Origin of the sequence: Acidovorax sp. M2(2025) (assembly GCF_049330835.1) — a bacterium.
Taxonomy (GTDB): domain Bacteria; phylum Pseudomonadota; class Gammaproteobacteria; order Burkholderiales; family Burkholderiaceae_C; genus Acidovorax.
In genome coordinates, this window is the sequence record NZ_CP186262.1 from 330,427 (window position 1) to 346,997 (window position 16,571).

The 16,571-nt window shown below is 67.7% G+C and carries 14 protein-coding genes and 1 pseudogene; 6 read left to right on the forward strand and 9 right to left on the reverse strand.

Annotated features, from left to right (window positions below; all coding sequences use genetic code 11):
* Window positions 1-86 precede the first annotated feature (86 nt).
* Window positions 87-796 (forward strand): annotated as a pseudogene (locus ACOYR3_RS01480) (SDR family oxidoreductase).
* A 57-nt stretch (window positions 797-853) separates the two neighbouring features.
* On the opposite strand, the gene ACOYR3_RS01485 reads toward ACOYR3_RS01480, so the two are convergent.
* Window positions 854-2,197, reverse strand: a complete 1,344-nt coding sequence (locus ACOYR3_RS01485) for a D-amino acid dehydrogenase (protein ID WP_422844767.1) — start codon at window positions 2,195-2,197, stop codon at window positions 854-856.
* A gap of 119 nt (window positions 2,198-2,316) precedes the next feature.
* Between ACOYR3_RS01485 and ACOYR3_RS01490 the strand changes: the two genes are divergently transcribed.
* Together ACOYR3_RS01490 and ACOYR3_RS01495 are read left to right on the forward strand one after the other, a co-directional pair.
* The gene (locus ACOYR3_RS01490; RefSeq protein ID WP_291485562.1) at window positions 2,317-3,237 is read left to right on the forward strand and encodes a LysR family transcriptional regulator ArgP; all 921 of its coding nucleotides are present in this window, start codon (window positions 2,317-2,319) and stop codon (window positions 3,235-3,237) included.
* Window positions 3,238-3,339: 102 nt separating this feature from the next.
* Entirely contained in the window at window positions 3,340-3,954 is a 615-nt protein-coding gene (locus ACOYR3_RS01495; protein WP_422844768.1) for a TetR/AcrR family transcriptional regulator, read from the forward strand.
* Window positions 3,955-4,130: 176 nt separating this feature from the next.
* Here ACOYR3_RS01495 and ACOYR3_RS01500 read toward each other — a convergent pair whose 3' ends face one another.
* From ACOYR3_RS01500 to ACOYR3_RS01510, 3 genes are all read right to left on the reverse strand, one after another.
* Entirely contained in the window at window positions 4,131-4,553 is a 423-nt protein-coding gene (locus ACOYR3_RS01500) for a universal stress protein (RefSeq protein ID WP_291485566.1), read from the reverse strand.
* 239 nt (window positions 4,554-4,792) lie between these two features.
* Window positions 4,793-5,638, reverse strand: coding sequence for a metallophosphoesterase (locus ACOYR3_RS01505; RefSeq protein WP_422844769.1), 846 nt, complete (start codon window positions 5,636-5,638; stop codon window positions 4,793-4,795).
* A 39-nt stretch (window positions 5,639-5,677) separates the two neighbouring features.
* Window positions 5,678-6,637, reverse strand: a complete 960-nt coding sequence (locus ACOYR3_RS01510) for a LysR family transcriptional regulator (protein ID WP_422844770.1) — start codon at window positions 6,635-6,637, stop codon at window positions 5,678-5,680.
* Window positions 6,638-6,762: 125 nt separating this feature from the next.
* Here ACOYR3_RS01510 and ACOYR3_RS01515 point away from each other — a divergent pair, with 125 nt between their 5' ends.
* Window positions 6,763-7,203, forward strand: a complete 441-nt coding sequence (locus tag ACOYR3_RS01515; RefSeq protein WP_422844771.1) for a hypothetical protein — start codon at window positions 6,763-6,765, stop codon at window positions 7,201-7,203.
* Between the two features lie 278 nt (window positions 7,204-7,481).
* On the opposite strand, the gene ACOYR3_RS01520 is transcribed toward ACOYR3_RS01515, so the two are convergent.
* The 5 genes from ACOYR3_RS01520 to norR form a co-directional block, all read right to left on the reverse strand.
* Complete coding sequence (locus tag ACOYR3_RS01520; protein ID WP_422844772.1) at window positions 7,482-9,353, reverse strand: phosphoenolpyruvate carboxykinase (GTP); 1,872 nt, start codon at window positions 9,351-9,353, stop codon at window positions 7,482-7,484.
* Between the two features lie 321 nt (window positions 9,354-9,674).
* Window positions 9,675-10,382, reverse strand: a complete 708-nt coding sequence (queC, locus tag ACOYR3_RS01525) for a 7-cyano-7-deazaguanine synthase QueC (RefSeq protein ID WP_422844773.1) — start codon at window positions 10,380-10,382, stop codon at window positions 9,675-9,677.
* Between the two features lie 118 nt (window positions 10,383-10,500).
* The gene (locus tag ACOYR3_RS01530; RefSeq protein WP_422844774.1) at window positions 10,501-10,647 is read right to left on the reverse strand and encodes a hypothetical protein; all 147 of its coding nucleotides are present in this window, start codon (window positions 10,645-10,647) and stop codon (window positions 10,501-10,503) included.
* Window positions 10,648-10,801: 154 nt separating this feature from the next.
* Entirely contained in the window at window positions 10,802-12,001 is a 1,200-nt protein-coding gene (locus tag ACOYR3_RS01535; RefSeq protein ID WP_422844775.1) for a threonine ammonia-lyase, read from the reverse strand.
* 113 nt (window positions 12,002-12,114) lie between these two features.
* Window positions 12,115-13,689 carry a nitric oxide reductase transcriptional regulator NorR gene (gene norR / locus ACOYR3_RS01540; protein WP_422844776.1) on the reverse strand — a complete coding sequence of 525 codons (1,575 nt, stop codon included), beginning with the start codon at window positions 13,687-13,689 and terminating at the stop codon, window positions 12,115-12,117.
* Window positions 13,690-13,842: 153 nt separating this feature from the next.
* Here norR and ACOYR3_RS01545 point away from each other — a divergent pair, with 153 nt between their 5' ends.
* Together ACOYR3_RS01545 and ACOYR3_RS01550 are read left to right on the forward strand one after the other, a co-directional pair.
* Complete coding sequence (locus tag ACOYR3_RS01545) at window positions 13,843-14,271, forward strand: hemerythrin domain-containing protein (protein WP_291487825.1); 429 nt, start codon at window positions 13,843-13,845, stop codon at window positions 14,269-14,271.
* A gap of 239 nt (window positions 14,272-14,510) precedes the next feature.
* Window positions 14,511-16,529, forward strand: a complete 2,019-nt coding sequence (locus tag ACOYR3_RS01550; RefSeq protein WP_422844777.1) for a ribonucleoside triphosphate reductase — start codon at window positions 14,511-14,513, stop codon at window positions 16,527-16,529.
* Window positions 16,530-16,571 lie beyond the last annotated feature (42 nt).

Below are 16,571 nucleotides of genomic sequence, written 5' to 3' on the forward strand. Positions count from 1 at the left end.
TGCTTCCGGTCCCCCGAAAGCTGGCCAGCTGCGGAACAATTCCCGGGTGCCGATGGGCAGCAAAGAAGCAGTGAGGAGCAATGGGAATGGCAGTAGAAAAAGTAGCGTTGGTCACCGCCGGTGGCATGGGCATCGCGGCCGCGGCAGCGCGCCGTCTGGCGGAGGACGGCTTTCGGGTGGGCATCTTGTCGTCATCGGGCCGTGGGGAGGAACTGGCCTGCGAGCTGGGGGGCTCAGCGTCACCGGCTCCAGCCAGTCGCTCGAAGACCTGGGCCGCCTGGTGGACCTGGCGATGGCGCGCTGGGGGCGGGTGGATGTGCTCGTCAACAGCACCGGCCACGGGCCGCGTGCGCCGCTGCTGGCCCTGTCGGATGAGCGGTGGATGGCGGGCGCGGACACCTATTTGCACAGCGTGGTCCGGCCCACCCGGCTGGTGGCGCCGCTCATGCAGCAGCAACAGCCGCAGGGCGGGGTGATCGTGAATCTCTCGTCGGGGTGGGCGGTGGACCCGAGCGCGCTCTTCCCCACCGCGGCCCTGGTCCGGGCGGGACTGGCTTCTTTCACGCGGATTTTTGTGGACAGCTATTCCCGCCACAACATCCGCATGAACAACGTGCTGCCGGGCTGGATCGACGCTGCGTCCGCGCACGAGGAGTTCCGCGCCACGGTGCCCCTGCAGCGCTATGGCCAGGCTGCTGAGGTGGCCGCGACGATTGCCTTCCTGGCTTCGGACGGCGCCGGCTACATCAACGGGCAGAGCCAGCGGGTGGACGGCGGGCTTGCGCTGGCCACCTGAAGAGCGGCGGCGGGCGAAGGGCCTGCCGCCTGCACGGCCTGGGCCCTATTCTCAGGTTCAGGCCGCGAGGGCCGTGCCGGGCGCGCGGCGAGCGGGGCTGCCGTGGCCCAGGAAGCCGAAGTTCATCGCCGGCTGTTCGCCGCTGATGAGTTCGGCCAGGGCCTTGCCCGAGCCGGCGCCATGCGTCCAGCCCAGCGTGCCATGGCCGGCGTTCACCCACAGCTTGCCCACCGGCGTGCGGCCGATGAAGGGGATGTTCGTGGGCGTGGCCGGGCGCAGGCCCGTCCAGTACTGCGGATTGCCGCCTTCCTCGGGCGTGCGGGTGTCGCACACGCCGGGCAGGATGGACTCGATGCGGCGCGAGAGCATGTGGCAGCGTGCTCGGGCGAGGCTGCTGTCCAGCGTCAGGTCCCAGCCGTTGAGCTCGATGGTGCCCGCCACGCGCAGATAGTTGCCCAGGCGGCTCATTGCGATCTTCTTGCCGTCGTCGATGGTGGAGACCATGGGCGCGCCCTCGGGGCGCAGCAGCGGGAACGTGGCGCTGTAGCCTTTGCCGGGGTAGATGGGCAGGTCCACGCCCACGCTGCGCAGCAGCGGCGCGCTGTAGGTGCCGCAGGCGACGACGATGGCATCGGCCTTCAGGATTTGCTCTCTTTGGCCTCTGGCGCTTGGCTGGCGGGCGGCAATAGCTACTGAATCGATAGCGTCGCCAACTTTGTTGAGGCGCAGCACATCGTGCTCGTACAGGAACTGCACGCCCCGGGCGGCGCAGCGGCGCGCCAGTTCTTGCGTGAAGACCCGCGCATCACCGCTCTCGTCGGTGCTGGTATAGGTGCCGCCGGTGATCTTGTCGCCATAGGCCTTGAACGCCGGCTCGATCTGCAGCAGCTCGTCACGGCTGACCAGGCGGCGCTGCACGCCGTGGCGGCGCATCACCTCCACCGCATGCGCTGCAGCGTCAAAGGACTTCTGGTCGGTATAGAAGTGGGCGATGCCGCGTTCAAGGCGGTTGTATTCGATGCCCGTGGCATGGACAAGGTCCTTGAGCGCCGCATGGCTGTAGGCACCCAGGGCCACGATCTGCGCCACATTGCGCTCGAATGCGGCGTCATTGCACTGCGCAAGGAACTGCAGGCCCCAGCGCCACTGCTGCCAATCCATCTGCGGGCGAAACAGCAGCGGGGCTTCCTGGTCGAACATCCACTTGAGCGCCTTCAGCGGGGCTTCGCGGTTGGCCCAGGGTTCGCAATAGCTCACCGAAATCTGTGCGGCATTCGCAAAACTGGTTTCCAGCGCCGCGTCGGGCTGCCGGTCCACCACAATGACCTCGTGGCCCCGCTCAAGCAGGTGCCACGCCGTGCTGATGCCGATGATGCCGGCGCCTAAAACGATGGTTTTCATGGGGCCGCAGTGTGCGCCACATTGCTTTCCAGTAAAAGCAAAATTAAACTTAATGCAAAAACATCAGGACTGCTTATCAAGCTCTTGATTCGCCCCTCCGTCTTTACCTTGCAACGCCCATGAGCACCTACGATCCCGCCGCCCTGGAATGCCTGGCCGCCATCATCGAGGAGGGCGGCTTCGAGCGGGCCGCCCAGCGGCTCAACGTGACCCAGTCGGCCGTGTCGCAGCGGCTGCGCGCACTGGAGGCGCAGGTGGGCTCGGTGCTCGTGGTGCGCAGCCGGCCGCTTCGGCCGACCTCGGCGGGGCAGCTGCTGCTCAAGCACACCAAGCAGCTGCGCCTGCTGCGGGCGGACCTGGAGCGCGATCTGCATGAACTGGCGCCCAGCGCCCCGGGCGGCAACCGGGAGGACGAGCGCATCTCCATCGCCATCAATGCGGACAGCATCGCTACCTGGGCCATGGGGGCGCTGCACGAACTCGTGCGCCAGCGCCTGCCTCTGGAAATCATCGTCGACGACCAGGACTTCACGCAGGAGTGGCTGCGCTCAGGCCAGGTGCTGGGTTGCGTCACCACCCTCAAGCAGGCCCTGCGGGGCTGCAAGATGGTGCCGCTGGGCGCCATGCACTACGTGGCCGTGGCCTCCCGCAGCTACGCCCAGCAGCACCTTCCGCAGGGGCTGACGCCGCACAACTTCCGCGAGGTCGCATTCCTGTCGTTCAACCGCAAGGACGACATGGCGGCGGAGTTCGTCGCCCGCGCGTTCGGGCTCAAGCGGGTGGCCCTCAACCACCTTTTCGTGCCCGGGTCCGAGGCCCAGATGCGCGCGGTGGCCGCGGGCTGGGCCGTGGGCGTGATGCCCGAGCTGATGGCGCGCGAGGCCTTGGCCGACGGCAGCATGGTCAACCTGGCGCCGGGCCGTTCCCTGCCGATCCAGCTGTACTGGCATTGCTGGAACCTGGAATCCGCCGTGCTGGATGCGCTGACCGCCGCGCTCACGGCGCGGGCTGCCGAGACGCTGGAAGCGCCCGCAGCGTGACGGCGCCCTGGCTGGCAATTGTGTATGACTGTTTCGTGAACGATGTAGTTGCAAAGCAACTCGACCATTTGTATTTTTACCGTGTTGTATAAAATGCTGCCTATGTCCACATCGCCACCCAAAGTCTCGTTCAAGGAACAGATGCACCAGGCCCGCGAGGACGCCATCCTCCAGGCGACGTGCCAGCTCCTGGGCGAAAAGGCGTTTGATGCCATGACCATGGACGATGTGGCCAACGCCGTGGGCATTGCCAAGGCCAGCCTGTACAAGCACTTCTGCAGCAAGGAGGAGCTGTGCAGCGCCGCCATGGTGCAGATCCTGGGGCGGGTGCGGGGCTACCTGGCCGAGCTGCCGGCCGGCATGCCGCCCCTCGACAAGCTGCAGGCCCTGGTGCGCTGGTCCCTGGAGCGCTTGCTGACCAACGAGATGCCGTTGCTGCCCAGCCGCAACTCCACCCTGCGTGCGGTGCTGATGGCCAACAAGGACTACCTCAACGGGCTGGTCACGGTCAGCGACCAGATCGGGGCCTGGATCACCGAAGCACAGTCCCAGGGCGTGCTCAACCCCACCTTGCCGCCGGTGGTGGTGCTCTACACGTTGTACGCCCGCGCCTGCGATCCGGTGGTGAGCTTCCTCAAGGAGAGCGGCCAGTTCTCGGACGCCGAGATCGTGGACCTGGTGGTGCGCACCTGTTTCGACGGGCTGGCGGCGCGCTAGCTGCTTTCCCGCCGCCCGCACGCCGGGCTTTTTTGGCGGATCTGACGGCGGGCAGAGTCCAAATGTTCAGGCCGCATCGGGGCGTGACGGCACGTTCGTGATCGACCATACCCCCCTATCTCAACCGGGCAAAAAAAACCCTGCCGGAGCAGGGTTCGGCAGGGAGGCTGCGCAGGTTACCGGACGATCAGCAGGGGCACCTTGCTGTTCGCCAGGACCTGGGTGGTGACCGATCCCATCACCAGGGTGGCGAGGGCGCCATGCCCGTGCGAGCCCATCACCAGCAGATCGAACTTGCCGCCGTCGGCCACTTTGGCGATGGTCTCGCCCACTTGGCCCACTTTGACGCTGCGCTTGGCTTCCACGCCGTGGCGGCCCAGGAACTTGCACACGGGCGCAAGGATTTTCTCCGCTTCTTCGGCGTGGTAGTTGTCGACGACTTCCTTGCCCAGCGCTGCGCGGGCGCGTGCGGGCAGGGGGGCCTGCACGGTGAGCACGGTGTACTGGTGGCTTTCGCCCAGCAGTTCTTCGTGGGTGGCAAGGTAAGCCAGCATTTTCTTGGTGTAGGCGCTGCCATCGACAGCAAGCAGGATGTTCATGGAGGTTCTCCGGGAAGATAAGGGTCAGACTACCGTGCGCGGATCGTTGTTGTCTTGACCTGTGTCAGGCTGTTCTGTCTGCGCGGCGGGGCGCTAGGGATGCTCTGCACGCATCGAGCGGACAGTGTGCGCTGCGGATCGGGAGGGGCTGCAAGGCGCAAAACGCAGCAGACCACCCGGACCGCAGATGTACACGGCGCGACGATTCGTGCAGAGGATCGCTAAGCTCCGCGCCGCGATCATACGGCCACGCAGCACTGCGGCTGGAAGGCGGCCTGCTCGCCCTTGCGGGCATACCCTAGCGGGTTCGCCACCACGCGGCAGCGCCAGGCCGAGCCATCGCCGCGCTGGCCGCTGGCCGTGTAATCGCTGGGGGCGTGCAGGTGCCCGTGCAGCCAAAGCTGCACGCTCGGCAACAGCGCATCCAGGGCATTGCAAAAGCCCGCCGTGCCGGGCACCAGTCCGTAGCGCGGATCGGCACTGCGCAGGCTGGGCGCGAAATGCGTGACCGCCACGGTGGGGCCGCCGAACGGTACCGCCAGCGCCTGGGCAAGCCATTGCTGGCAGACCAGGGCCTGCTCGCGCACAGCCTCGGCCAGAAAGGGCTCGGCGTGGCGGGTGCCGCCGGTCTTGCGCAGGTAAAAGTTGGCCGCGCGAAACGCCTTGTCGCGCAGTTTCAGGCGGCGCGCCAGGTCGGTACAGCCTTCGTGGTCGGCCAGCGCATCGAAGTCGCTCCACAGCGTGGTCCCCACGAAGCGCACGCCTGCCAGCTGCACGGTCTCGCGCTCCAGCCAGGCAATGCCCAGGCGCTCGCAGGTGTCGCGCAGCCGGCGGTGGGCGGCATCGAAATCCTGGGCGTCATATTCATGGTTGCCGGGCACGAACAGCACGGGGGTCGGCCACCCTGCCCACTGCGGCAGCGGTGAAAAGCGGGCCAGTCCAAAATCGGCGTCCTGCAGCTGCGACCCGCTCTGGTAGGAGCCGATGTCGCCGGCGAGCACCAGCACGTCGGCGCCGGGCGCGGGTTCGGGCACGAAGTGCGGATGGGCTTCAAGGTGCAGGTCGGACAGCAGCTGGATCTTCATGGCTGCCGCAGTCTAGGGCCTGCCGGCCGTGCATGGTTTCTAGGGCAGCGGGAATGTCCGCCGCGCCGATCGGGTGAGTGCTCCCAGCAGCCAGGTCATGGCCGCCTGCTGGGGGCCGCGCCGGCGCCACAGCGCATCCACATGCACGGGCGGCACATCCAGCGGCAGCGGGCGTTGCACCAGCGCCTGTGCCAGCCCCGTGACAGGCACAAAGTGGCGCGGCAACACGGTCAGCAGGTCCGAGCCGGACACCACGCGCCCCGCAGTAAAGAACTGGTTGACGGTGATCACCACCTTGCGTTCCCGCCCCAGCGACGCCAGCGCTTCATCAATGAACCCGAAGGGGCGGCCCGAAAAGCTCACGAGCATGTGGCGCGCCGCGCAGTAGGCATCCAGGGTCAGTGGCGCGTCGGCCAGGGGGTGCCCCTGGCGCATGACGCACACGTACTCGCCGTCGTAGAGGCGCCGGCTTTCGAACACGACCGAGCCGCCGGATTGCGCACGGGCCGTGAGGTCGGCCAGCGCCGCGGGGAAATAACCCACCGCCATGTCCGCGGCCTCTTCGTCGAGCTGGCTCCGCGGATCGCGGGTGGTCAGCGGCAGCACCCGCACCGAGATCCCGGGCGCCTCCCGTTCGATGATCTGGACCAGGTCCGGGATGAGCGTCGCGGCCGTGGCATCGGCCATCGCCAGCACAAAGGTGGACTCCGCCGTGGCCGGGTCGAAGTGGCTGGGCGCCAGCGAGTCCTGCAGGTGGGCCAGCGCTTCGCGCACAGGCGGCCACAGCGCCAGCGCCCGTGGCGTAGGCTCCACGCCCTGGCCGCTGCGCACGACCAGTTCGTCCCCCAGGGCGTCGCGCAGCCGGCGCATGGCGTTGCTCACCGCGGGCTGGGTGAGGGACAGCTTGCGTGCCGCGCGGGTCAGGCTGCGCTCGGCCATGACCTCATCAAAAACCCGCAGCAGGTTCAGGTCGAGCGAACGGAAGTTCAGGGGGGTCATCGGTATTCATCATCTTTATGAATATCGATGATTCAAAATATAAACTTGAAGAGATACAGGGTTAACCCTAATATCTCGCCATCGCCCGGCAATTTCGCCACAAGCGTTAAAAAAGGGAAACCAAAATGACCAGCTTTGTACACGTTGACTACCCCACCGAACACCCTGGCGTAGTGCGTGCAGAAAACGCCGCCGCAGCCCTGAAGGGCGTGGCCGCGAACTTTGACGGTGCCCGGGGCGCCGCCACCCTCTTGCTGGCGGCTGTCGTGTCGGCTCTGCTGGTGGTGGCCAACCAAGTGATCGATACCTGGAGCGAAGGCCACCTGCTGGCCGCCTGGATGGTGCTGTGGCTGGTGGCCTTCGCCGCCCTGGCGCTGCTGAGTGCGCCCGCCCGGCGAGCCGGCGCTGCCTTGCTGGCGACGGCCCGCGCCTGGGCCGAGAGCCGCCGCCGCGCAGCCGAAGACGAACGCACCTGGCAAGTCGCCATCAAGGACCCGCGCATCATGGCCGAGTTGAACCACGCCATGGGCGTTGCCACGGTGGACGACATTCGCAAGTACTACTGATCCGGCAGGCCTGCCGCGCTGCCCGTCCTGACTGCGGCGCGCACCTCCAACCCCCTGAAAGCCGTGGTACGTGAAAGCGTGCCGCGGCTTTTGTGCTTTTGCGCAGACACCCTGGCGGCGTGGCCGGATCGGCAGCCTGCGGGCCGGTGCAGCGTGCTCCGGTAAGGACATCTCCCGCGGCCCGCCCAAAAAAACGCCCCTTCGGGGAAGGGGCGGATCAAAGGACTGGGAGGTTGCGGCAACCCGGGCATGCAGGGCATGCCCGGACCGCCGGCAGGTCAGGCGGCCAGGCGCTTTTCCAGCGCGGCCTTGGTGTCCAGCAGGGCCTGGGGCAGGTGGTAGGCCAGCTGCGCAAAGTGCGCGTCGTGCAGCTTAAACTCGTCGGCCCAGGCGGCCTTGTCGATGCTGGTGACGGCGGCAAACTGCTGGGCGCTGAAGTCAAGGCCCGTCCAGTTGATTTCCGCATACTGCGGCGCCACGCCGAACATCGTTTCCTGGCCGGTGGCCTGGCCTTCGATGCGGTCGATCATCCACTTGAGCACGCGCATGTTGTCGCCGTAGCCGGGCCAGACAAACTTGCCGGCTTCGTCCTTGCGGAACCAGTTCACGCAGAAGATCTTGGGCAGGGTGGCGCCTGTCGCGGCGAGCTTGCCTTCCATGTTCAGCCAGTGCTGGAAGTAGTCGCTCATGTTGTAGCCGCAGAACGGCAGCATGGCGAAGGGGTCGCGGCGCACCACGCCCTGGGCGCCGAAGGCGGCGGCGGTGGTTTCGCTGCCCATGGTGGCGGCCATGTACACGCCTTCCGTCCAGGTGCGGGCTTCGGTCACCAGCGGCACGGTGGTGGAGCGGCGGCCGCCGAAGATGAAGGCGTCGATGGCCACGCCGTTGGCGTCATCCCACTGCGCGTCCAGCGCGGGGTTGTTGGTGGCAGCCACGGTGAAGCGCGAGTTGGGGTGGGCGGCCTTGGCGCCGGTTTCCTTGGCGATCTGGGGCGTCCAGTCCTTGCCTTGCCAGTCGATCAGGTGGTCCGGCACCTTGCCGGTGTCCTTTTCCATGCCTTCCCACCACACGTCGCCGTCGTCGGTCAGCGCCACGTTGGTGAAGATCACGTCCTTGTCCAGGCTGCGCATGCAGTTGGGGTTGGTGTGCATGTTGGTGCCGGGGGCTACGCCAAAGTAGCCGGCTTCGGGGTTGATGGCGTACAGCTTGCCGTCGGCATGGGGCTTGATCCAGGCGATGTCGTCACCGATGGTGGTGACCTTCCAGCCCGCAAAGCCGGCTTCGGGAGGCACCAGCATCGAGAAGTTGGTCTTGCCGCAGGCGCTCGGGAAGGCCGCCGCCACGTGGTACTTCTTGCCCTGGGGGTTGGTCACGCCCAGGATGAGCATGTGCTCGGCCAGCCAGCCCTGATCGCGGCCCATGGTGGAGGCGATGCGCAGCGCCAGGCACTTCTTGCCCAGCAGCGCGTTGCCGCCGTAGCCCGAGCCGTAGGACCAGATCTCGCGCGTTTCGGGGTAGTGCACGATGTACTTGACCTTGGGGTTGCAGGGCCACGCGGTCGTGTCCTTCTGGCCGTCGGCCAGCGGTGCGCCCACGGTGTGCATGCAAGGCACGAACTCGCCCTCCACGCCCAGCACGTCGTACACGGCCTTGCCCATGCGGGTCATGAGCTTCTGGTTCACGGCCACGTAGGCGCTGTCCGTGAGCTCCACGCCGATGTGGGCGATGTGGCTGCCCAGCGGGCCCATGCTGAACGGCACCACGTACATGGTGCGGCCCTTCATGCAGCCGTCGAACAGGGGCTGCAGCGTGGCGCGCATTTCAGCGGGGGCCATCCAGTTGTTGGTGGGGCCGGCGTCTTCCTTCTTGGCCGAGCAGATGTAGGTGCGGTCTTCCACGCGGGCCACGTCGGACGGGTCGGAGCAGGCCAGGTAGCTGCCGGGGCGCTTGGCGGGGTTGAGCTTCTTGAAGGTGCCGGCATCGACCAGCTGTTGGCACAGGCGGTCGTACTCTTCCTTGGAGCCATCGCACCAGTAGATGGTGTCGGGCTTGCACAGGGCGGCCATGTCGGCCACCCAGGCGAGCAGGCGGGCGTTTTTGACGTAGGCGGGGGCGTTGAGCTTCAGGCCCTGCATGGTGGGTGCGTTCATCGGGAGCTTCCTAAGTTGAAAACGGTCTTTTCAAAGGAAGCGCCCGGGGGCGGCCAAGGCCTGGCGCAGAGTGCAGATGCTGAGCGCTGCCTTTGAGAAAACGGCTTCGTGGCTCAGTCGGCGGGCGGCTGCCGTGGTGGTGCCCCGCGGGTGGAGGGGCTAGTTCCACGGATTCCGCGGGTCGGCTGGGATGTCAATTTTATGAAGCCAGCCCGGCCGTGTCTGTCAGACAGGGGTGAAAATAATGCAAAAAATGCATAGGGTTATGTGCTGAAGGGCCGCCCCAGGACGAGTGCCTGAGCCTGGTGCGTCGGGGCAGGCTCAGGAGGCATTGCCTGTCCGCCACCGCTCGAATCCCGCGCGCCGCAATGCGCAGGCGGGGCACTCGCCGCAGCCGTAGCCCCAGGCGTGCAAGGTGTCGCGCACGCCGTGGTAGCAGGTGTGCGAGGCGGTGACGATCAGCTCCACCAGCGCGTCGCCGCCCAGGGTGCGGGCCAGCTCCCAGGTGGCGGCCTTGTCCAGCCACATCAGCGGCGTCTCGAACGTGAAGCGCTGGCCCATGCCCAGCGACACGGCCACCTGCAAGGCCTTGAGGGTGTCGTCGCGGCAGTCGGGGTAGCCGGAGAAGTCGGTTTCGCACATGCCGCCCACCAGGGTGTGCAGTCCGCGCCGGTAGCCCACGGCAGCGGCCAGGTTGAAGAACAGCAGGTTGCGCCCGGGCACGAAGGTGTTGGGCAGCCCGGCGGTGGTCATCTGGATCTCCGTCTCGCGGGTCAGCGCGGTGTCGCTGATGCGGCCCAGCACGGACAGGTCCAGCAGGTGGTCTTCACCCAGGCGCTCGCGCCATTGCGGGAACTGCTCGCGCAGGCCCGCCAGCACGGACTGGCGGGCCTGCAGTTCCACGTGGTGGCGCTGGCCGTAGTCAAAACCGATGGTCTCCACGCGGGCGAACTGCGAAAGCGCCCAGGCCAGGCAGGTGGTGGAATCCTGTCCGCCGGAAAAAAGAACGAGGGCGTGGCCGGGTCTCATGGGAAGGCTCCTTGGGGTGTGGGGGCGGGGGAAGGATGTGCTGGAGGGACGGCGGGCGAAAAAAAACCCCGCGGCGCGGGGCTTCTTTCTGGCTTCTGGCGTGCGCGGTGGCGGACGCTCAGGTCATGTACACGGCGATGAAGGCCAGCAGCAGCATCATGATGCCGCCGACCACGGGCAGCACCATGGGCACGACGTGCACCACGTTTTCCACGGGGTCGTTCGAAGGCGCGGGGGAAGCATGGGCAGTGGTCGGGTCGGACATGGGCGGTCTCCAGGTGCTTGCTTGAAACAAAACTTGCGCATTCTAGCCGTGCAGGGTCCCGGCGGCCAAGCCCGCCGGGCGCCGGCCCTGCGGGAGGAAGTGGGAGGGGCGATGGCGACCCACGGGGTTCCCGAAAGGGCGTTGGCCCTGCGGCTCAGAGCAGCACGGCTTCCATGCCCGCGCTGCGCAGCTGGGCAAGCACCTCTTGCACGTGGGTCTTGCTGCGGGTCTGCAGCACCAGTTCGATCTCGACGTTTTGCGCGGCCAGCAGCGTGAAGGCGCGCTGGTGGTGCACTTCCCCGATGTTGGCGCCCGCGTCGGCCACGGTGGCGGTGATGCGGGCCAGCACGCCCGGCACGTCCCGCGCACTGACCTTGATGCGCGCGAGGCGGCCGGAGCGCACCATGCCGCGCTCGATGATGGCGGCCAGCAGCAGCGGGTCGATGTTGCCGCCCGACAGCACCAGCCCCACCCGCTTGCCCCGAAAGCGCTCGGGGTGCCGCACCAGGGCCGCCAGCGCGGCGGCGCCCGCGCCTTCCACCAGGGTCTTCTCGATCTCCAGCAGCATCAGCACGGCTTGCTCGATGTCGCCTTCGTCCACCAGCAGCAGGTCGTCCACCAGGCGCTCAACCACTTCCTGGGTGATCTTGCCGGGCGTGCCCACGGCAATGCCTTCGGCAATGGTGGAGGTGCCTTGCGGGTGCTGCGTGTGGCGCACGGCGTTGACCATGGAGGGGAAGCGCGATGCCTGCACGCCCACCACTTCGATGCCGGGCTTGACGGCCTTGGCCGCCGTGGCCATGCCGGCGATGAGGCCGCCGCCGCCGATGGCGATGACCAGGGTGTCCAGATCCGGCTGCGCGGCCAGCATCTCCAGCGCCACCGTGCCCTGGCCGGCGGCGATGGCCTCATCGTCGTAGGGGTGCACGAACGTGAGGCCCTGGCGCTCGGCCAGCGCATAGGCGTGCTGCCGCGCTTCCTCCAGCGTGTCGCCGTGCAGAACCACCTCGGCGCCAAAGCCGCGCGTGCGCTCCACCTTCACGCCCGGGGTGAAGCGCGGCATCACGATCACCGCGCGCAGGCCCAGGCGCTGCGCGTGGTAGGCCACGCCCTGCGCGTGGTTGCCCGCGCTCATGGCGACCACGCCCCGCGCCCGCTCGTCGGCCGACAGCTGCGTGAGGCGGTTGTAGGCGCCGCGCTCCTTGAACGACGCGGTGAACTGCAGGTTTTCAAACTTCAGGAACACCTGCGCGCCCACGATCTGCGAGAGCGTCTTGGATTCCACACAGGGCGTGTCCAGCACCTGGCCTTGTAGGCGGGCGGCGGCGTCGCGGATGTCTTGGAGGGTGAGCATGGCGCCATTGTGGCCCAGTCCCGGGAGCGCGCCGCCGCCGCGAAGGTCTGTGAAGAAAAATGGCCTCTGGCGCCCGCCAGTCAAGCGCAAAAAGCTATAAAAATAGTAGCAAACTACTTGAGCCCGAGCCGCCGTGCCAGCTTGTGCAGGTTGCTGGCGTCCACCTCCAGCATCCGCGCGGCCTGGGCCCAGTTGCCCTGGCAGCGGCCCAGCGCGGCGCTGATGTGCGCGCGCTGGCAGGCGTCCACCACGTCCCGCAGGGGACCGGGGGCCGTGCCGGTTTCGCCCGCCGGCGGGGGCGGCGCGGGCGGGCGCGCGGGGGTGGCGCCAGCCGCCGCGGGGGGCACGGCCGTGTTGGACTCCAGGTCGAGCAGCGCCGGCTCCAGCGTCACGATGTCCGCCCGGTTCACCCCGCTGCGGCTCAGCGCCTTGAGGGCGGCGCGGCTGATCACGTGTTCCAGCTCGCGGATGTTGCCGGGCCAGGCATAGCGGCGCAGCGCCTCCTGGGCGGCGCTGGACAGGCGCAGGCTGCGCAGGCCCAGCCGGGCGCGGTTGAGCTCCAGGAACCGGCCGGCGATCAGCAGCACGTCGTTGCCCCGCTCGCGCAGCGGCGGGATGGGCACGGGGTACACCGACAGGCGGTGGTACAGGTCGGCACGGAAGGCCCCGGCCGTCACCTGCTCGCGCAGGTTGCGGTTGGTGGCCGCGATCACGCGGACATGGACGCGGCGGGGGCGGTCGGCGCCCAGGCGCTGGATTTCGCCGTTCTGCAGCGTGCGCAGCAGCTTGGCCTGGACGGGCAGGGGCAGCTCACCCACCTCGTCCAGAAACAGCGTGCCGCCATCGGCGGCCTCGAAGCGGCCGGGGCGGTCGGTCACGGCGCCGGAGAACGCGCCGCGCACATGGCCGAACAGCTCGCTCTCCGCCAGCGACTCGGGCAGGGCCGCGCAGTTCACATGCACCAGCGGCTTGCTGCGGCGGGGCGACTGGCGGTGCAGCCGGCGCGCAAACAGTTCCTTGCCCACCCCGGTCTCGCCCAGCAGCAGCACGGGCAGGTCGGAGGCGGCCACCACATCCAGCTCGTGCAGCAGGCGCAGCAGCGGGGCGCTCTGGCCCACGATCTCCTGGTCGGCGTCGCCGCCGACGGCGCCGCGCTCGTCGTCGCCAGCGCGCAGGGGCGGGGTGGTGCGCAGGGCCTGCACCTCGCGTTCCAGCCGGGAGATGCGCACCGCGGCCTCGGCCAGCACGCGGTAGCCGGCCAGCGCGGCGCGTGCGTCTTCGCCGAAGGTGCCGGTCTGCAAGGCGTCCAGGGTGAGCACGCCCCAGGGCTTGCCGTCCACCTCCAGGCGCGTGCCCATGCAGTCGTGCACGGGCAGGGGCTCGCCCACCAGCGTGTCCAGCAGGCCGTCGTACGGGTCGGGCAGCTGGCTGTCGTGGTGAAAGCAGGTCACCTCGCCGCGCGCCAGGATGGCCGCCAGCCGGGGGTGCTGGCTGACGGCAAAGCGCCGCCCCAGGGCTTCGGGCACCAGCCCGTCCACCGCCACGGGGCGCAGGTGGTCAGCCTCCAGCTGCAGCAGCGCCACGGCCCCGCAGCGAAAGCGCGCCCGCAGGTGGGCCGCCAGCCGCTGCAGGCGCACGGCCTGCGGCAGGTCGGTGGCCAGGTCTGCGAGCACGGGGTTTTCAAGCATGGTGCATATTACCCTGGTGTGGTGAAAAACACCTTGATTGGCGGGGTGAAAAACACCTGCCCTGCGCCAAGTCCTTGATTCGCAAGGGCACGCCGGCTGGCCCGCGGCTTGCGATACCCGAAAGCCCTTCACCGCCGCACCGCGCTTTTCCTTATGAACCTCGACAAATTCAAGCACCAGCACACGGACATCCTGCGCAGCATCGCCACGCTGCGGGCGCTGGCCCACGCGGGCGTGGAAATCCATGCCGGCTCCATCGCCCAGGGCATCGTGGCCATGAGCGGCACCATCAAGCTGCACCTGGCCGTGGAAGACCAGGTGCTGTACCCCGCGCTGCAGCGGGGCGGCAATCCCGACCTGGCGCGCATGGGCCGCCAGTACCAGAGCGAGATGGCGTCCATCGCCAGCGCCTACGACGCCTTTGCGCGGCGCTGGAACACCGCCGAGAACGTGCGCCGCGATCCGCAGGGCTTCCGCGAAGAAGCCAATGCGGTGCTGCGCCGCGTCTTTGAACGCATGCAGCGCGAGGACCGCGACTTCTATCCCCGCATCGAGGAGGAGGAGACGGCCCACTGCGCCTGAAGCGCCTCTTCGGTCCCTGCGGCCGCGGCCCGCGCATCCCCTGAGCACCTTGCGCACGCTCGCCTGAATCCATCGGTAGGGCCTGACGGCACCTTCCTTCTGCCGGCCTTCTGGGCCGGTTTTTTTTTGCCCGCGTGGGGTGCGCGTTTGTGCGGGATCAAACTACCTATAGTGTTTGATGGGTATCGTGAACACCATAGGTAGTGTTTTCAACCGTTTTACGAAGATCGGGCTTTTCCATGGCGTCCACCCTTGTCTGCCTGCCGCGCGAGGTCATCGACCGCAACGGCCAACGGGCTCCCTTTGATGCCGACCGCATCCGCGCGGCGCTGCGGCGGGCCGGTGCCGCCACGGGCGAGTACGGCGAGGACGAGGCGCAGCTGCTGGCCGCGCAGGTGACCAAGGTGCTGATCCACCGCTTCCATGGCGAGGCGCCCACCATCGAGCAGATCCAGGACGTGGCCGAGCAGACGCTGATCGCCGCCAACCACCTGGCCACGGCGCGCGCCTATATCGTCTACCGCGAGCAGCACGCCACCCTGCGCGCCGACCGCCAGGCGCTGGTGCACGTGGAAAGCTCCATCAACGAATACCTCACCCGCGCCGACTGGCGCGTGAACGCCAACGCCAACCAGGGCTACTCCCTGGGCGGGCTGATCCTGAACGTGGCGGGCAAGGTCACGGCCAACTACTGGCTCTCGCACGTGTACACGCCCGAGATCGGCGAGGCGCACCGCAGCGGCGACATTCACATCCACGACCTCGACATGCTCAGCGGCTACTGCGCTGGCTGGTCGCTGCGCACGCTGCTGCACGAGGGGCTCAACGGCGTGCCGGGCAAGGTGGAGGCCGGGCCGGCCAGGCACATGAGTTCGGCCGTGGGGCAGATCGTGAACTTCCTGGGCACGCTGCAGAACGAGTGGGCGGGCGCGCAGGCGTTCTCGTCGTTCGACACCTACATGGCGCCCTTCGTGCGCAAGGACGGCATGGACTATGCCGCCGTGCGCCAGTGCATCCAGGAACTGGTCTACAACCTCAACGTGCCCTCGCGCTGGGGCACGCAGACGCCGTTCACCAACCTCACCTTCGACTGGACCTGCCCCGAAGACCTGCGCGAGCAGGTGCCCGTGATCGCGGGGCAGGAGATGCCCTTTGCGTACGGCGACCTGCAGGCCGAGATGGACCTCATCAACCGCGCCTACATCGACGTGATGACCACCGGCGACGCCAAGGGGCGCGTGTTCACCTTTCCCATCCCCACGTACAACATCACCCAGGACTTTCCGTGGGAGAGCGAGAACGCAGAGCGGCTCTTCGACATGACGGCCAAGTACGGGCTGCCGTACTTCCAGAACTTCATCAATTCCGAGCTGGAGCCGAACATGGTGCGCTCCATGTGCTGCCGATTGCAGCTTGATTTGCGCGAGCTTTTGAAGCGCGGCAACGGCCTGTTCGGCAGCGCCGAGCAGACGGGCAGCCTGGGCGTGGTGACCATCAACTGCGCGCGGCTGGGCTACCTGCATGCGGGCGACGAAGCGGGTCTGTTCACCGCGCTGGACCGCTTGCTCGAACTGGGCAAGCAGAGTCTGGAGACCAAGCGCAAGCTCATCCAGCGCCTGATGGATGACGGCCTCTTCCCCTACACCAAGCGCTACCTGGGCACCTTGCGCAACCACTTTTCCACGCTGGGCGTGAACGGCATCAACGAAATGGTGCGCAACTTCACGGGCGGCGCGCAGGACATCACCAGCGACTGGGGCCATGCCTTCGCGCTGCGGCTGCTGGACCATGTGCGCGAGCGCATGGCGCAGTTCCAGGAAGAAACCGGCCACCTCTACAACCTGGAGGCCACGCCCGCCGAAGGCACCACCTACCGCTTCGCCAAGGAAGACAAGAAGCGCTGGCCTGCCATCCTGCAGGCGGGCACGGCCGAGCAGCCGTACTACACCAATTCGTCGCAGCTGCCCGTGGGCTTCACCGACGACCCGTTCGAGGCGCTGCAACGGCAGGAGGCCCTGCAGGGCAAGTACACCGGCGGCACCGTGCTGCACCTGTACATGGGCGAGCGCATCTCCAGCGGCGCCGCCTGCCGCGAGCTGGTGAAACGGGCGCTCACGAACTTCCGCCTGCCCTACATCACCGTCACGCCCACGTTCTCCATCTGCCCCACGCACGGCTATTTGGCCGGCGAGCACAAGTTCTGCCCGCGCTGCGACGAGGAGCGGCTGCAGGCCAAGCGGCGGCGCCTGGCGGCCTGACACAAGTCTTTAAGCAAAAAAGGCTTTCGGCGCTTGCGTGGC

Excerpts from the sequence above, each read along its gene's own strand:
- ACOYR3_RS01485 (WP_422844767.1), bottom strand. The coding sequence starts at position 2,197 with ATGAAAACCATCGTTTTAGGCGCCGGCATCATCGGCATCAGCACGGCG.
- ACOYR3_RS01490 (WP_291485562.1), top strand. The coding sequence starts at position 2,317 with ATGAGCACCTACGATCCCGCCGCCCTGGAATGCCTGGCCGCCATCATC.
- ACOYR3_RS01495 (WP_422844768.1), top strand. The coding sequence starts at position 3,340 with ATGTCCACATCGCCACCCAAAGTCTCGTTCAAGGAACAGATGCACCAG.
- ACOYR3_RS01500 (WP_291485566.1), bottom strand. The coding sequence starts at position 4,553 with ATGAACATCCTGCTTGCTGTCGATGGCAGCGCCTACACCAAGAAAATG.
- ACOYR3_RS01505 (WP_422844769.1), bottom strand. The coding sequence starts at position 5,638 with ATGAAGATCCAGCTGCTGTCCGACCTGCACCTTGAAGCCCATCCGCAC.
- ACOYR3_RS01510 (WP_422844770.1), bottom strand. The coding sequence starts at position 6,637 with ATGACCCCCCTGAACTTCCGTTCGCTCGACCTGAACCTGCTGCGGGTT.
- ACOYR3_RS01515 (WP_422844771.1), top strand. The coding sequence starts at position 6,763 with ATGACCAGCTTTGTACACGTTGACTACCCCACCGAACACCCTGGCGTA.
- ACOYR3_RS01520 (WP_422844772.1), bottom strand. The coding sequence starts at position 9,353 with ATGAACGCACCCACCATGCAGGGCCTGAAGCTCAACGCCCCCGCCTAC.
- queC (WP_422844773.1), bottom strand. The coding sequence starts at position 10,382 with ATGAGACCCGGCCACGCCCTCGTTCTTTTTTCCGGCGGACAGGATTCC.
- ACOYR3_RS01530 (WP_422844774.1), bottom strand. The coding sequence starts at position 10,647 with ATGTCCGACCCGACCACTGCCCATGCTTCCCCCGCGCCTTCGAACGAC.
- ACOYR3_RS01535 (WP_422844775.1), bottom strand. The coding sequence starts at position 12,001 with ATGCTCACCCTCCAAGACATCCGCGACGCCGCCGCCCGCCTACAAGGC.
- norR (WP_422844776.1), bottom strand. The coding sequence starts at position 13,689 with ATGCTTGAAAACCCCGTGCTCGCAGACCTGGCCACCGACCTGCCGCAG.
- ACOYR3_RS01545 (WP_291487825.1), top strand. The coding sequence starts at position 13,843 with ATGAACCTCGACAAATTCAAGCACCAGCACACGGACATCCTGCGCAGC.
- ACOYR3_RS01550 (WP_422844777.1), top strand. The coding sequence starts at position 14,511 with ATGGCGTCCACCCTTGTCTGCCTGCCGCGCGAGGTCATCGACCGCAAC.